The sequence below is a fragment of the Bacillus sp. L_1B0_5 genome (assembly GCF_000836715.1).
In the GTDB taxonomy this organism is placed as follows: domain Bacteria; phylum Bacillota; class Bacilli; order Bacillales; family Bacillaceae_G; genus Bacillus_A; species Bacillus_A thuringiensis_S.
On record NZ_JXIS01000025.1, the window covers coordinates 38,863 to 53,769 of the forward strand.

Consider the following 14,907-nt stretch of genomic DNA (forward strand, 5'->3'; position numbering starts at 1 on the left):
GTAACTGTAGCATAAATCCTATAGAAAAGCGAGAGCTATAGAGTTGCCCTCGCTTTTCTTCTATTACATAAACATCATTGCAAATAACGGTCCAAGTAAACATGTCAAAATTGCTGTTAATGTCATTGTTACCGATCCAATAACACCTTCATGTTCGTTATTTTTCATTGCTCTCATAACACCCATAATATGAGAAGCACATCCAAATCCGATACCTTTACCAACTGAGTTTGTAACACGGCTCCATTTTAATAAGAGAGGTCCTGTAATTGTTCCAGTAATACCTGCGATAACAACGAAAGCTGCTGTTAAGGAAGGTACACCACCAACTTGTTCAGAAACGCTCATCGCAACTGGCATTGTCACTGATTTTGGTAAAGACGATAAGATTAAGCTTTTATCTGTTCCCATAAGTGAAGCAATGGCAAAATCACTAGCGATTGCAACTGTTGTACCTACTAATACCCCGCCAGCAATCGGTACAACATATTTTTGCAGAACATGACGTTGTTTATAAAGGGGAATTGCAAATGCTACAACACCGGGTCCAAGTAGCTTTGCAATCCAGCCACCACCACTTTCCATATAATGTTGATATGGTATATCAAGCACGATAAATAGGAAAGCCATTAATCCTGTTGCTACAAGCATTGGAATTGTGAATGGTGTTGGAAATAATTTATAGATTTTTTTAGATAATTGATATAATAGCACCGTAAAAAGAACCCAACCGATTCCGATTAATATTTGGCTCATCGCGACTCTCTTTCCTTCCTATTCGCAAGATATTGTCCTGTATGTCCTGCGACAATAATAATTAAAAATGTACTCGCTACAACTGTAATGAAAAGAGAAATTCCTTTACTCATAAAAAAAGCACCGTAATTCATTAGGCCAAGCGTTGGCGGAATTAATAAAAACGGCATAATAGCAACGAGTGTTTCTGCTCCTAAATCGAACCATTTCACTGGAAGAACTTTTAGGCTAAGTAAAACAAGTAAGAGGAACATCCCAATCAAACTCCCTGGAATTGGAATATTTAACATTTCTTGCACCCAAGTTCCAACCATATAAAACACGTAAAGAGCAGCAATTTGGACAAGAATCTTTGTAAATTTCATGTTCATCATCCCTCATGTTTATACGATCTTCTGTTAATATCTTTATCATAGTATAAATTGTAAAAAGCTGCAATTTATCCACTTGACAGCAAAAACAGCCGATGTTATACGCTTACAACCTTGATATGACTGCATTTCTAAATGAAAATTACGTCAAAAACCTTGACCTAATATAAAAAGTTTTTATTTTCTGAATTTAAAGGACTATTATTTCAATAAAATAATCTTTTTATCCATAAGCTTACATATATATAAAGTAAAACTTTAATCAATGAGGGTTTCCTCATCCCCATTGATGATTAACCCTAACCAAGCGGGTTTGTACGGGATAAACAAGATAGGTGGTGAACATATGCCCAAAAAAGTTCTTATTTTTTGTGATCCTGGGATTGATGATACGATGGCTCTCCTCTTAGCATTCTTTATCAATGAAATAGAAATCGTCGGTATCGTTGCTGATTACGGCAATGTTCCAAAAAAAATGGCCGTAGAAAATGCTTATTTTCTTACAAACGAAGTAAAGGGTAGAAATATCAAAATCTTTGGTGGATCAGAACGTCCAATTACTGGTGCTCCTCCTTCTTTTTTTACAGATGTACACGGGAAACAAGGGCTCGGGCCAATTATTCCAAAGGTGAATGTAACTAACGAAGAAATGGAGAATTTTTTTGAAGTTATTCCTCTTATTGAACAGTATAAAGATGAATTAATTATTGTGAGCTTAGGAAGACTTACCTCCCTAGCAATTTTATTTATCGTATGTAAACAATTAATGGAGCAAGTTAAATCTTACTACGTAATGGGCGGTGCCTTTTTACATCCTGGTAATGTTACCCCTATTTCCGAAGCAAACTTTTATGGCGACCCTACTGCAGCTAATATAGTCCTTCAATCCGCAGCTAACATGTACATATACCCATTAAACGTCACCCAATATTCCATCATTACACCAGAAATGGCCGAATACATTGAAGCAAAAGGAAAAGCTCCACTTGTCAAACCGTTATTCGATCATTATTACTACGGATATTATAAAGACGCCCTACCACATTTAAAGGGTAGCCCCTTCCATGACACAATGCCAATACTTGCTTTACTTGATAACTCTATGTTTACCTATCACAGATCACCTATCGTTGTCATGACAGAATCTTATGCACAGGGGGCAAGCATTGGAGAATTTCGCTCTTTAGGAGAATCTAAACCATTTATTGATTGGCCGAGTCATCAAATAGCAATTGATTTTGATTATAATCGCTTCTTCAAACATTTCATGTCACTTATGACGGGTGAACAATTTTAGCATAAAAAAACAGACCGTGATTTCTCACGGTCTGCCGTTATTTTCTACAATTATCGTTTGATGTTGTAGAAAGATTTGATACCATCGTAAACAGCGATTTCGCCTAGTTCGTCTTCGATGCGTAATAATTGGTTGTACTTAGCAATACGGTCAGTACGGCTCATAGAACCAGTTTTGATTTGGCCAGCGTTAGTTGCAACTGCGATGTCAGCGATTGTAGCATCTTCAGTTTCACCAGAACGGTGAGATACAACTGCTGTGTAACCAGCACGTTTAGCCATTTCGATAGCTTCGAAAGTCTCAGTTAAAGTACCGATTTGGTTAACTTTAATTAAGATTGAGTTAGAGATACCTTTTTCGATACCTTCAGCAAGTTTTTGAGTGTTAGTTACGAATAAATCGTCACCAACTAATTGTACTTTATCACCGATACGCTCAGTTAATAATTTGTGACCATCCCAGTCGTTTTCGTCTAAACCATCTTCGATAGAGATGATTGGGAAGTCTTTGCAAAGCTCTTCATAGAAATCAACCATTTCTGCAGAAGTTAAGCCAGTACGGCCTTCGCCTGCAAGGTCATATTTACCAGTTTCTTTGTTGTAGAACTCAGAAGAAGCAACGTCCATTCCTAAGAATACGTTCTCGCCAGCTTTGTAACCAGCTTTTTCGATAGCTTCGATGATTACTTCTAGAGCTTCACGGTTAGAACCAAGGTTTGGAGCGAATCCACCTTCGTCACCTACTGCAGTGTTAAGACCTTTGTCATGTAATACAGCTTTAAGTGCATGGAATACTTCAGCACCCATACGGATTGATTCTTTGAATGTTGGAGCACCAACTGGTAAGATCATGAACTCTTGGAAATCAACGTTGTTATCAGCGTGAGAACCACCGTTGATGATGTTCATCATTGGAGTTGGTAATTGTTTTGCATTGAATCCACCAAGGTAACGGTATAATGGAAGACCTACGAAGTCAGCTGCTGCGTGAGCTACTGCCATAGATACACCAAGGATAGCGTTAGCGCCTAGTTTACCTTTGTTTGGAGTGCCATCTAATTCGATCATAGCACGGTCGATACCAGCTTGGTCAGTTACATCGAAACCAGCGATTTCTGGAGCGATAATTTCGTTAACGTTGTTTACTGCGTTAACAACACCTTTACCAAGGTAACGAGATTTGTCACCGTCACGTAATTCTACTGCTTCGTGCTCACCAGTAGATGCACCACTTGGTACGATAGCGCGTCCGAAAGCGCCGCTTTCTGTGTAAACTTCTACTTCTACAGTTGGGTTACCACGAGAGTCAAGGACTTCGCGAGCATAAACATCAATAATTGTTGACATAATAAATTCTCTCCTTTTTATATAAGCAAATTATTTAATAATTGTTTTACCTGTCATTTCTTTCGGTTGTTCCACATTTAAAAGTGTAAGCATTGTTGGAGCGATATCTCCTAAAATACCACCTTCACGAAGCTCTACATCATTTTTTGTAACGATGAAAGGAACCGGGTTAGTTGTATGAGCTGTCATAGGACCGCCATCAGCAGTTAACTCCTGATCAGCATTACCATGGTCAGCAGTAATAAGTGCTACACCATCTTTTGCAAGAATCGCTTCTACAACTTTTCCTAAACATTCGTCAGTTGCTTCTACTGCTTTAATTGTTGGTTCCATCATCCCAGAATGGCCAACCATATCACAGTTCGCAAAGTTAAGAATGATAACATCATGTTTATCATTTTCGATTTCATTTACTAAAGCGTCCGTTACTTCGTAAATGCTCATTTCAGGTTTCAAGTCATACGTTGCAACCTTTGGTGAGTTAATTAAGATACGCTCTTCTCCTGGGAATTCAGCCTCACGACCACCGCTAAAGAAGAATGTAACGTGCGGATACTTTTCAGTTTCCGCGATGCGAAGTTGCTTTAATCCCGCTTGCGCAACAACTTCACCTAAAGTGTTATCAAGGTTCATTGGCTTGAATGCCACGTAACCATCTACAGTTTCACTGAAGTGTGTCATACATACGAATTCTGGAATGTGAGGTACTTTTTCACCACGATCGAACTCACGGAAGTCTTCGTTTGTAAATACACGAGCAATTTGAATTGCACGGTCTGGACGGAAGTTATAGAAGATAACTGCATCATCATCATTGATTGTTGCAACTGGCGTGTTATCTTCGTTAACAATTACAGACGGCAATACGAATTCATCATAGATACCGTTCGCATAAGAGTCTTCTATGCACTCTTCTGCTGATTTATAAGTAGGGCCTTCACCATTCACCATAGCACTGTAACATTTTTCTACGCGATCCCAACGCTTGTCACGGTCCATGGAGTAATAACGACCAGAGATAGTCGCGAATTGTCCTACTCCTGTTTCTTTAATTACTTCATTTGTTGCATCGATATAACCTTTTGCTGTTTGTGGTCCAACATCGCGGCCATCTAAGAATGCATGGATATAAACTTTCTCCACGCCTTCTTTTGCTGCTAAGCGAAGAAGAGCAAACATATGGTTCATGTGACTGTGCACACCACCATCAGAAAGTAAACCGAATAAATGAAGAGCAGTACCTTTTTCTTTTACGCTTTTAATTGCATTTTGGAATGTTTCGTTCTGATCGAACTCACCTTCACGAATTGCAACGTTTACGCGTGTTAAGCTTTGATATACGATGCGGCCAGCACCAATATTTAAGTGACCAACCTCAGAGTTACCCATTTGACCTTCTGGAAGACCTACTTCCTCACCACAAGCTGTAAGCGTTGTATGAGGGAATTTGTTCCAGTAACCATCAAAATTAGGTTTCTTAGCTTGTGCTACAGCATTCCCGTGAGTTTCTTCACGAAGTCCGAAACCGTCAAGGATGATTAAAGCTGTTGGCTTTCTCATTTTACCGCCCCCAGAAGACCTAAGAACGAAGCAGGCTCTAAGCTAGCACCGCCAACTAAAGCGCCGTCGATGTCAGATTGTGCCATATACTCTTTAATGTTTTCTGGTTTTACGCTACCGCCGTATTGAATACGAACAGCTTCTGCAGCTTCTGGAGAAACAGCTTCTGCAACAACTTTACGGATGTGCGCACATACTTCGTTTGCATCTGCAGAAGAAGAAGATTTACCTGTACCGATAGCCCAGATTGGCTCATAAGCGATAACAGTTGCTTTAACTTGCTCTTCTGTTAAACCTGCAAGTGCTTTTGTCACTTGACCTGCTACTAGATCAAATGTTTTTCCGCTTTCGCGCTCTTCTAAAGTCTCACCACAACATACGATTGGTGTTAAACCATGTTCAAATGCTGCGATAGTCTTTTTGTTTACTGACTCATCTGTTTCAGCAAACATTTCACGACGCTCAGAGTGGCCAAGTACTACATAACCAACTTTTAAGTCGCTAAGTGCTACTGGGCTAATTTCGCCAGTGAATGCACCATTTTTTTCGAAGTGCATGTTTTGTGCACCTACTTGTAAGTCAGTTCCTTCAGTTGCTGCTACAAGGCGCTCTAAGAATAGAGCTGGAGAGCAAACTACTGCATCAACAGCTGAAGCTGCTGGGATTTGACCTTTAACTTCCTCTACGAAGCTAACTGCTTCAGATAGAGTTTTATTCATTTTCCAGTTACCTGCGATAATTGGTTTACGCATGCTTTGCACCGTCCTTTTTCTTTGGCTGCTACTTATTTGTCGTTAAGACAAACTACACCTGGAAGCTCTTTACCTTCCATGAATTCTAATGACGCACCGCCGCCAGTAGAAATGTGGCTCATTTTATCAGCCATACCGAATTTTTCAACAGCTGCTGCAGAGTCACCACCGCCGATAACAGAGTATGTATCTTCTGCATCTGCTAATGCTTGTCCTACTGCTTTTGTACCTTCTGCGAATGGAGTCATTTCGAATACACCCATTGGTCCATTCCATACAACAAGCTTAGAGTTTTTAATTACATCTGCATAAATTTCACGTGTTTTAGGACCGATGTCCACGCCTTCCCATGTAGAAGGGATAGAGTCGATACCAACGATTTGAGTTGTTGCAGTTTCAGAGAATTCCTCAGTGATTACAACATCAACTGGCATGTAGAAGTTTACGCCTTTTTCTTTTGCAAGTTGCATAAATTCTTTAGCTAGTTCAATCTTGTCGTCTTCACATAGAGATAGACCAATTTCATGACCTAAAGCTTTAACGAATGTGTAAGCAAGTCCGCCACCGATGATTAAGTTATCTACTTTGTCTAATAGATGACGAATTACACCGATTTTATCTTTTACTTTCGCACCACCGATGATAGCTGTAAATGGACGTTCTGGGTTAGAAAGTGCTTTACCAAGTACATCTAACTCTTTTTCCATTAATAGACCAGATACTGCTGGTAGGTAGTCTGCGATACCCGCTGTAGAAGCATGAGCACGGTGAGCTGCACCGAATGCATCGTTTACGAAGATGTCAGCAAGTGCTGCAAATTCTTTCGCAAGTTCTGCATCGTTCTTTTCTTCGCCCGCATAGAAACGTACGTTTTCAAGAACTAATACGTCGCCTTCGTTCATTGCTGCAACCATTTCTTGTGCAACTGGTCCGAATGCTTCGTCCGCTTTTTTAACATCTTTACCAAGAAGCTCGCCTAAACGTGCTGCTACTGGAGTAAGACGTAATTCTTCTACTGCTTGACCTTTTGGACGGCCTAAGTGGCTTGCTAAAATAACTTTCGCACCTTGCTCTACTAAATATTGAATTGTAGGAAGAGCTGCACGGATACGAGTTTCATCTGTAATTTTGCCTTCTTTCATAGGTACGTTGAAATCAACGCGGCAAAATACACGCTTACCTTTTAAATCTACGTCACGAATTGATTTTTTGTTCATTGGATTTCCCTCCGACTACTAGTTAGGATTGACAAAACCCATTCAAAAGCTTAACACATTTGCTTTTAAAACGAAAGAAGAGAGAGGGAACAAACCCTCTCCCTCGTTTTGTCATTGATTGCTTATATAATTAAGAATTAAAGACCTTTAGAAGTCATGTAAGCTGCTAAGTCTACTACGCGGTTAGAGTAACCAGTTTCGTTATCGTACCAAGAAAGTACTTTAACCATGTTACCTTCCATTACCATTGTAGATAATGCATCGATTGTAGAAGAAGCTGTACATCCGTTATAGTCGATAGATACTAATGGCTCTTCGCTGTATCCAAGGATACCTTTTAATTCGCCTTCAGCTGCTGCTTTGAATGCTGCGTTTACATCTTCAACTGTTACTTCTTTGTCAAGTTCAACAACTAAGTCAACAAGAGAAACGTTAGCAGTTGGAACACGTACAGCGCCACCGTTTAATTTACCTTTAAGTTCTGGTAATACTAATGCTACAGCTTTAGCTGCACCAGTAGATGTTGGAATCATGTTTTCAGCTGCTGCACGAGCACGACGTAAATCTTTGTGTGGTAAGTCTAAGATTTGTTGGTCGTTAGTGTAAGAGTGAATTGTTGTCATCATTCCGCGTTTTACGCCGAATTTTTCGTTTAATACTTTAGCGAATGGAGCTAGACAGTTTGTAGTACAAGAAGCGTTAGATACTACGTTGTGGTTAGCTGCATCGTATTGTTCGTGGTTAACACCCATAACTACAGTGATATCTTCGTCAGAAGCTGGAGCTGAGATGATAACTTTCTTAACTGATCCACCTAAGTGTTTTTCAGCGTCTGATTTTTTAGTGAAACGGCCAGTAGATTCTACTACTACTTCTACTCCGTAGTCGCTCCATGGTAATTGAGCTGGGTCACGCTCAGCGATAACTTTAATTTCTTTACCGTTAACAACGATGCTGTTTTCGTTAGCAGATACTTCTGCATTTAAAGTTCCGTGAACTGTGTCATATTTTAAAAGGTGAGCTAATGTTTTAGCATCTGTTAAGTCGTTGATTGCTACTACTTCTACCTCAGAGTTGTTAAGAGCTGCGCGGAATACGTTACGTCCGATACGTCCAAATCCATTAATACCAATTTTAGTCATTTGAATTTCCTCCTTGGGGGATTATATTAAAGGGTAAAACCCTTTGTTAACTGTTTTGCTGCACCTTCATCTGTAATTAGAATTGAAGTGTGCCCTTGCTTTATTACAGCCTGTATTGCCTTTGCCTTTGAAGAACCTCCAGCGACTGCTACAACGTGAGATACATTTTGTAAATCCTCTAGTTGCATACCAACTGTTCTTACTTTATGAACAACATTTCCTTCTTCATTAAAGTAGTAACCGAAAGCTTCGCCAACTGCTTCGCTTGCTTGAATCTTTAACCAATCTGCTTCTGAAGTACTTCTGCGACGTGCCATTGTTAACGCATCACCTATTCCATGAATGACGATATTGGAAGATCGAATCAACTCAAGAACTTCTTTCACGGAAGGCTCTGTCACAATAGACGCATATGCTTCGCTACTAACATGGTCTGGAACATACAACAAGCGATAATTACTCATCGTATTTTGCGCCATCTTGGCACAAATGGTATTGGCTTCTAATTCAACACCTTCTCCAATTCCACCACGTGCTGGGACAAATAGCATATGTAAATCTTTGCAATCAAGTTGCATCATGTCCGCAGCAGCAGCTAGCGTAGTTCCTCCAGCCACAGCAACGATATTATTCGCTGTCAGACGGTCTTTTATACAAGTCACACAAGCACGGCCCATCTCCAGTTTGACCCAAGGTGATTCATCACTATCACCAGGGACAACGAAAACTTCATCCAAGTCTAATGTTTCCTTAAGTTGCTTTTCTAAAACCTTTAACCCGGAAATTTCTTTCATAAAGTCTTCCAAAGCAAGAACTAAAGCTGTTCCTTCTTCTGTCAAAGTCATTCCAGAAGAAGCGACGTGAACTAAGTTTTGTTCTTTCAAAACTTGAACTTCACTTCGCAATACTCGTTCTGTCATACCGAGGCTTGCTGATAAGTTTCTTCTTCCAATCGGCTGCATGAGCCTAATGTATTGAAGAATTTGCATTCTCGTTTGCATAACAGGTAGCAGATCAGGTAATAATTTTTTTGTGTTCTGAATCCATGAGCGCATATCTTTTCTCCTCACTACATTGGTTCATTTTTCCTTCATGGTCACTTTACGTCCCGTAGTGACATTTTGTGTCCCACATAGGTTAAAAAAATAATCCCTGCTACGTGTATTATTGTAACAGGAGATAGAAACTTATTCAACTCTTAACTGCATTCTTTATATAGTTTATTATGACACCTTTGTGAATGTTACCATATTCTACTTGTTTTCCGTCCATTTCTACAACCGGAATCATTAAGTGATATTTTTCTAAAAGGTCATTATCTTCATATATATCTATTTCCTCGATTTGAAAAGAATATTCACATTGTACTTCCTGTAAAACTTGTTTCGCCTTCACGCAAAGGCCACAATCTTTTTTAGTATACAGTACAACTTTCATCTTCTTCACCTATCCGATCGTTTTTCGTAATGACGAAGCTGGGATATGCATTTGTTCTCTATACTTCGCCACTGTTCTTCGAGAAATAACAATTTCATGCTCTTCTTCTAATAATTTTGAAATCTTTTGATCTGAGAGTGGCTTTTTCTTATTCTCTGCTTCCACAAGCGTTTGAATAAACTGTTTCACTCGCTTCGTTGAAACTGCCTCATCCTCTGTCGTCGAAATTGCATTACTAAAGAACGATTTCATCTCAAATAAACCGTGTGGCGTTTGCACATACTTATTTCTTGTTGCACGACTAATCGTAGACTCATGTACACTTAGCTCTTCCGCCACCTCTTTTAAAGCGAGAGGCTTCAAATACGCTGGACCTCCCCAAAAGAAATCACGTTGTTTTTCCATAATAATCGTCATCACTTGCAGAAGTGTTTGTTTTCTCTGTTTCAAACTGCGCATAATCCATTGCACATGCTGATACTTTTCTGATACGTAAGATGCTACTTCACTTTCACTATTATTAAGAAGCGCACTATATTCAGAATGAATTTCAATTCTCGGCATATTTCTCTCATTCATTTGTAAAACGAGGCGATCGCCATCTTTTTTCACCGCCATATCAGGCACAATATAAAGTGGTTTATCTGAAGAAAACGCAAGACCTGGTTTTGGTTGTAATGACGTTATACAATTTACCGCACTCTGTAATTCCTCATTACTACATTTCAACACTTGAACGAGCTTTCGCCAATCTTTCTTCACAAAATAAGCGAAATGATCTTCTACAACCTCTTCTGCTAATCCATTCCGCCTTTGTAAGCGCTTCAATTGCAGGGTTAAACATTCCTGAATATTACGCGCCCCTACCCCTGCTGGTTCCAGTGATTGGACAAGCTCTACAGAGCGGTCGACTACATGAATATGCGCAGAAAGGAGCTCTGCTAACTCTTCATTCGTTTCTTGTAAATATCCATTTCCATCCATGTTCATAATAATGAAAGAAGCTACTTTTCGCTCTTCTTCATCTATTTTATAATACTGTATTTGATTTAATAAATGTTGCTGAATCGTTGTAGAATCCACACTGTAGATCTCCATCTGATTCTCGACTTGTTTGCTGGTACTTTTACTGTTGTTAGAGCTCTTTTTCTTCTCCCTCTCAAAACCACCTAACTCAATAAGGGGATTCTCTAACGATTGCTCATACAAAAACTCCGATAATTCTTGTACATTATACTGGAGCATTGTAATCGCTTGCCTTAACTCTTGTGTCATTGCCAAACGTAAGCTTTGTTCTTGTAAAAGACTTGCCTTCAAACTAATCTCCCCCTTGTTTCTATTGTACAATAAGTTTGGTAAAAGGAGAATGCTATCACAGACACCCATTCCAAAATATTATTAATTTATATGTATTAATGAGATTTACAACTTACAACCGAAATTTGAATAATATTGAAAGAAAATAATAAAGTTAAAAATTATCACCAAGTACTAATAGTAAATCTTATTAGTAGATATAACAAGAGGTAAATAAAAAAAGTCCTAACCTACAAAACGTAAGTTAGGACTTTTTAACGCGCCCAGAGGGATTCGAACCCCCGGCAGACGTGGTACCGGAAACCACCGCTCTATCCGACTGAGCTATGGGCGCATGATTATAGAAAACACTTCATTTTCTCTTCATAATAATAGCAATAAAAACCATTTAAATCAATAAAAACTCTTTAATAGCACATTATATATACGCTTTTTGTCTGCATAAAAAAGCCCCCTAATTTCTACATTTAGGAGGCACTTCTTACCCATTTTATTTATCTAGTTTCTCTTTAATCTCTTTTGGAATTTCATTCGGCTGTACTTCTTGGTATGTTTCAATATATTCACCTTTTGTTTTAACCTTTACATACGCTCCTTCTCGAAGCCCACGAGGTGCATAAAACTTAACGTCTCTTCCTTCACCCGAAGCGTAATAACCAGTAAGTTTATAGTCTCCAGCTACCTCTCCAACTGTAGATAATCGGCCAGATTCTTTCGCTTTTACATATACAAATTCTTCTTTCACAAGCGGATTATATCTATCAGTCACCTCATTATGAGAAAAGCTTGCCACACCAATAACTAATATAAAAAGTCCAATTAAACCTAATAATAAATTCTTCATTTTTCTCTCCTTAAAATATCCTTTTAACTTACTTTACTTTCTTTATTCTAGGAGAAAGAGGGTTTTTCCACTATCGCTTTTCCTTACATATTCATTACAAAATTGTAATCCACACATGTAATACCCCTAAATTTTCCAATCATAAATTCACCCCAACTCACAAATTATAATCTTTGAATTGATATTCCAAAGGGGGCTTCATTCAATGACTGTAATTACGAAACTAAAGCAAACTGTTTCTGGATTAAAAAGTGCACAAGCTAGCTTAGAGGGATTCGCTCTTGATACGGATAACCAACAAGCTAAGCAACTTTTCCAAACAGCTGCGCAGCAAACACAAACGATTATCGATTCTTTAAACCCACGCGTTGAAGAAGTCCAACAAGAAGAACCACAATACTCACAGCAATAACGAATCAGACTTGCTGTGAAATAGAAAAAGGATGATATGCAGTCATCCTTTTTCTATCACATTACATATTGCAATAGAAATGGAATGATAATTATGCGAAAACTCGGCCTCATAACCGCATTATTTGCACTTCTATTTAGCTCTTTTACCGGATGTGATAATAGTCCTTTAGATAAAAAAGTGAAAGAAGAAGCAAAACGAACGGAGAAAGAAAAAGGTCCAAAGTTAACAAAGACGAGTACGGAATCCTTTAATCAATCTATATCACAAGGAGCGAAGAAAAGAGCTCTCGCTATGGATGAAATTACAAAAAGCACAGCAGTAAACTCAAATTTAGATCTCTACATAGCAGTTACACCGGAGCATCACGAAAGATTTGGATTAAAACCTCTACGTAAGAAGCTTCAAAAGCAGCTAAGTGACGAGCACCCTACTTTCGATGTTCGTGTAAGTACAGATAAAAAAATCTTTATGTTACTCGAAAAGCTCGAAAGAAAGATTAAGGACAAAAAAGTATCTAAAGATGAGATTAATAAGCAATTAAAATTCATTGGTAAAAAAATGGAGTCTAACACTTAACGCTTTTTAAAAGAAAAGGAAGGATTGCAATGTCTAGTAAAGATAAAAACTTAACCCCTGTACAACAGGAGTATAAAAAATTCGAGCAAGAACGCGAACCGAAACGACCTGTCTTAAAAAATTGTATAAAAGCCTTTTTCGTCGGTGGTTTTATTTGCTTCATAGGACAACTAATCTCTACTTTTTATATTACGTATTTCGATTTCACTGAACGTTCGGCAGGAAATCCAACCGTCGCAACTCTTATTTTCATTTCTATGTTACTAACTGGTTTCGGTATATATGATCGTTTTGGGCAGTTTGCTGGTGCTGGTACAGCTGTACCTGTTACTGGATTTGGTAACTCTGTTATTGCAGCATGTATCGAACACCGAACGGAAGGATTCGTCCTTGGCGTTGGCGGCAATATGTTTAAACTAGCTGGTTCTGTTATTTTATTTGGTGTATTTTCCGCTTTCGTCATCGCACTTATTAAAACGATTCTCGTTCAATGGGGAGGACTATAAATGTTACAAGGACACCGAACGTGGGTATTTGAAAACAAACCAGTCATTATCTCAACAGGGGTTGTCGGTGGACCATTTGAAGCAAAGGGGAACATCCCAGAAGACTTCGATATCCTTCATGAAGATTTATGGCTCGGACAAGATTCCTATGAAAAAGCACATAAGATTTTATTCGAAGAAGCTTGTAGCCGTGCTACTGAAAAAGCAGAACTTCGTAAAGATGATATTCAATTTGTACTCGCAGGAGATTTAATTAATCAAATTACCCCTACAAGCTTTGCTTGCCGGACACTTGGCACTCCTTATCTCGGATTATTCGGAGCTTGTTCTACTTCTATGGAAGGTTTAGCACTTGGGGCAAGTATCGTAAATGCAAAAGGCGCAAAATATTTATTAACTGGTGCATCCAGTCATAATACAGCTGTAGAAAAACAATTCCGCTATCCTACCGAATACGGCGGACAAAAGCCACCTACTGCACAGTGGACAGTAACCGGAGCAGGAGCCGCCATTTTAAGCGATACCGGACACGGCCCTAGGGTAACATCTGCCACAATTGGACGAGTTATTGATATGGGATTAACAGATCCTTTTAATATGGGAGGCGCAATGGCTCCAGCTGCAGTCGATACAATCGAAGCCCATTTACGCGAACGACAAATCGATGCCTCTTACTATGACCTAATCGTGACCGGTGATCTTGGTCATGTCGGTCGCGAAATTGCTTACGATTTACTACATAAGCATGGAACAAAAGTAACGAGCGAACAGTTTCAAGATTGCGGAATTATCATTTATAGAGAAGGACAACCTGTCATAGCCGGCGCTAGCGGGCCTGGATGTTCTGCAACCGTCGTGTACGGTCACTTATTAAATCGAATGAAAAGAGGAGAGTTCAAAAAAATACTTGTCGTTGCGACAGGCGCTTTACTATCTCCACTTACATTCCAACAAGAAGAAACGATTCCGTGTATCGCTCACGCCGTTTCGATTGAATTTGGAGGTGCAACGCAATGATTTTTTTCTGGGCTTTCGTCATTGGTGGACTCATATGTGTAATCGGACAACTTATGTTTGATGTCGGCAAGCTAACACCAGCTCATACAATGGCAACACTCGTTGTTGCCGGAGCTATATTAGATGGATTCAATTTGTATGAACCATTAATTGATTTCGCTGGAGCTGGTGCAACTGTACCTATTACAAGCTTCGGTAACGCCCTCGTTCATGGTGCGATGGAAGAAGCTGCAAAACATGGTATTGTTGGCGTCATTACCGGCATGTTTAAAGTAACGAGCGCCGGCGTATCCGCAGCTATTATTTTTGGTTTCATAGGAGCATTGTTATTTAAACCGAAAGGATAAGGAGTGT

Annotated in this window: 17 protein-coding genes and 1 tRNA gene; 6 read left to right on the plus strand and 12 right to left on the minus strand. The window is 39.2% G+C overall.

Annotated elements, in window-relative coordinates; all coding sequences use genetic code 11:
- Window positions 1-63 precede the first annotated feature (63 nt).
- Together RT27_RS08160 and RT27_RS08165 are read right to left on the minus strand one after the other, a co-directional pair.
- On the minus strand, window positions 64-756 hold the full coding sequence (locus RT27_RS08160) for an LrgB family protein (RefSeq protein ID WP_000078304.1): 693 nt from the start codon (window positions 754-756) through the stop codon (window positions 64-66).
- Window positions 753-1,121: a CidA/LrgA family holin-like protein gene (locus tag RT27_RS08165; RefSeq protein ID WP_000673222.1), complete on the minus strand. Its 369-nt coding sequence runs from the start codon at window positions 1,119-1,121 to the stop codon at window positions 753-755. The genes RT27_RS08160 and RT27_RS08165 overlap by 4 nt, the downstream gene beginning before the upstream one ends.
- Before the next feature lie 352 nt (window positions 1,122-1,473).
- Here RT27_RS08165 and RT27_RS08170 point away from each other — a divergent pair, with 352 nt between their 5' ends.
- Window positions 1,474-2,424: a nucleoside hydrolase gene (locus tag RT27_RS08170; protein ID WP_043935800.1), complete on the plus strand. Its 951-nt coding sequence runs from the start codon at window positions 1,474-1,476 to the stop codon at window positions 2,422-2,424.
- A gap of 50 nt (window positions 2,425-2,474) precedes the next feature.
- On the opposite strand, the gene eno is transcribed toward RT27_RS08170, so the two are convergent.
- The 10 genes from eno to RT27_RS08220 form a co-directional block, all read right to left on the minus strand.
- A complete protein-coding gene (gene eno, locus RT27_RS08175; protein ID WP_000103951.1) occupies window positions 2,475-3,770 on the minus strand; it encodes a phosphopyruvate hydratase in 1,296 nt (431 codons plus the stop codon).
- Window positions 3,771-3,800: 30 nt separating this feature from the next.
- Window positions 3,801-5,330 carry a 2,3-bisphosphoglycerate-independent phosphoglycerate mutase gene (gene gpmI / locus RT27_RS08180; RefSeq protein ID WP_016079762.1) on the minus strand — a complete coding sequence of 510 codons (1,530 nt, stop codon included), beginning with the start codon at window positions 5,328-5,330 and terminating at the stop codon, window positions 3,801-3,803.
- Window positions 5,327-6,082: a triose-phosphate isomerase gene (tpiA, locus tag RT27_RS08185; protein WP_001231038.1), complete on the minus strand. Its 756-nt coding sequence runs from the start codon at window positions 6,080-6,082 to the stop codon at window positions 5,327-5,329. The genes gpmI and tpiA overlap by 4 nt, the downstream gene beginning before the upstream one ends.
- A gap of 32 nt (window positions 6,083-6,114) precedes the next feature.
- Window positions 6,115-7,299 carry a phosphoglycerate kinase gene (locus RT27_RS08190; RefSeq protein ID WP_001036333.1) on the minus strand — a complete coding sequence of 395 codons (1,185 nt, stop codon included), beginning with the start codon at window positions 7,297-7,299 and terminating at the stop codon, window positions 6,115-6,117.
- 137 nt (window positions 7,300-7,436) lie between these two features.
- On the minus strand, window positions 7,437-8,441 hold the full coding sequence (gene gap, locus RT27_RS08195) for a type I glyceraldehyde-3-phosphate dehydrogenase (protein ID WP_000161234.1): 1,005 nt from the start codon (window positions 8,439-8,441) through the stop codon (window positions 7,437-7,439).
- 26 nt (window positions 8,442-8,467) lie between these two features.
- On the minus strand, window positions 8,468-9,496 hold the full coding sequence (gene cggR, locus RT27_RS08200; protein ID WP_001258185.1) for a gapA transcriptional regulator CggR: 1,029 nt from the start codon (window positions 9,494-9,496) through the stop codon (window positions 8,468-8,470).
- 136 nt (window positions 9,497-9,632) lie between these two features.
- The gene (locus RT27_RS08205) at window positions 9,633-9,878 is read right to left on the minus strand and encodes a glutaredoxin family protein (RefSeq protein ID WP_000869730.1); all 246 of its coding nucleotides are present in this window, start codon (window positions 9,876-9,878) and stop codon (window positions 9,633-9,635) included.
- A gap of 9 nt (window positions 9,879-9,887) precedes the next feature.
- Window positions 9,888-11,195 (minus strand): RNA polymerase factor sigma-54, encoded by a 1,308-nt coding sequence (gene rpoN / locus RT27_RS08210; protein ID WP_043935801.1) that lies wholly within the window; start codon window positions 11,193-11,195, stop codon window positions 9,888-9,890.
- Window positions 11,196-11,453: 258 nt separating this feature from the next.
- A tRNA-Arg gene (locus tag RT27_RS08215) sits at window positions 11,454-11,529 on the minus strand.
- 156 nt (window positions 11,530-11,685) lie between these two features.
- Window positions 11,686-12,039 carry a YxeA family protein gene (locus RT27_RS08220; RefSeq protein WP_043935802.1) on the minus strand — a complete coding sequence of 118 codons (354 nt, stop codon included), beginning with the start codon at window positions 12,037-12,039 and terminating at the stop codon, window positions 11,686-11,688.
- Between the two features lie 205 nt (window positions 12,040-12,244).
- Between RT27_RS08220 and RT27_RS08225 the strand changes: the two genes are divergently transcribed.
- The 5 genes from RT27_RS08225 to spoVAE all read left to right on the plus strand — a co-directional run bounded on the left by RT27_RS08225 (window position 12,245) and on the right by spoVAE (window position 14,900).
- Window positions 12,245-12,451: a DUF1657 domain-containing protein gene (locus RT27_RS08225; protein ID WP_000216166.1), complete on the plus strand. Its 207-nt coding sequence runs from the start codon at window positions 12,245-12,247 to the stop codon at window positions 12,449-12,451.
- A 93-nt stretch (window positions 12,452-12,544) separates the two neighbouring features.
- Window positions 12,545-13,030, plus strand: coding sequence for a YhcN/YlaJ family sporulation lipoprotein (locus RT27_RS08230; protein ID WP_016079756.1), 486 nt, complete (start codon window positions 12,545-12,547; stop codon window positions 13,028-13,030).
- A gap of 29 nt (window positions 13,031-13,059) precedes the next feature.
- Window positions 13,060-13,536 carry a stage V sporulation protein AC gene (gene spoVAC, locus RT27_RS08235; RefSeq protein ID WP_000095399.1) on the plus strand — a complete coding sequence of 159 codons (477 nt, stop codon included), beginning with the start codon at window positions 13,060-13,062 and terminating at the stop codon, window positions 13,534-13,536.
- On the plus strand, window positions 13,537-14,553 hold the full coding sequence (gene spoVAD / locus RT27_RS08240; protein WP_000938970.1) for a stage V sporulation protein AD: 1,017 nt from the start codon (window positions 13,537-13,539) through the stop codon (window positions 14,551-14,553).
- On the plus strand, window positions 14,550-14,900 hold the full coding sequence (spoVAE, locus tag RT27_RS08245; protein ID WP_000575919.1) for a stage V sporulation protein AE: 351 nt from the start codon (window positions 14,550-14,552) through the stop codon (window positions 14,898-14,900). Before spoVAD ends, spoVAE begins: the two co-directional genes overlap by 4 nt.
- The last annotated feature ends 7 nt before the right edge of the window (window positions 14,901-14,907 follow it).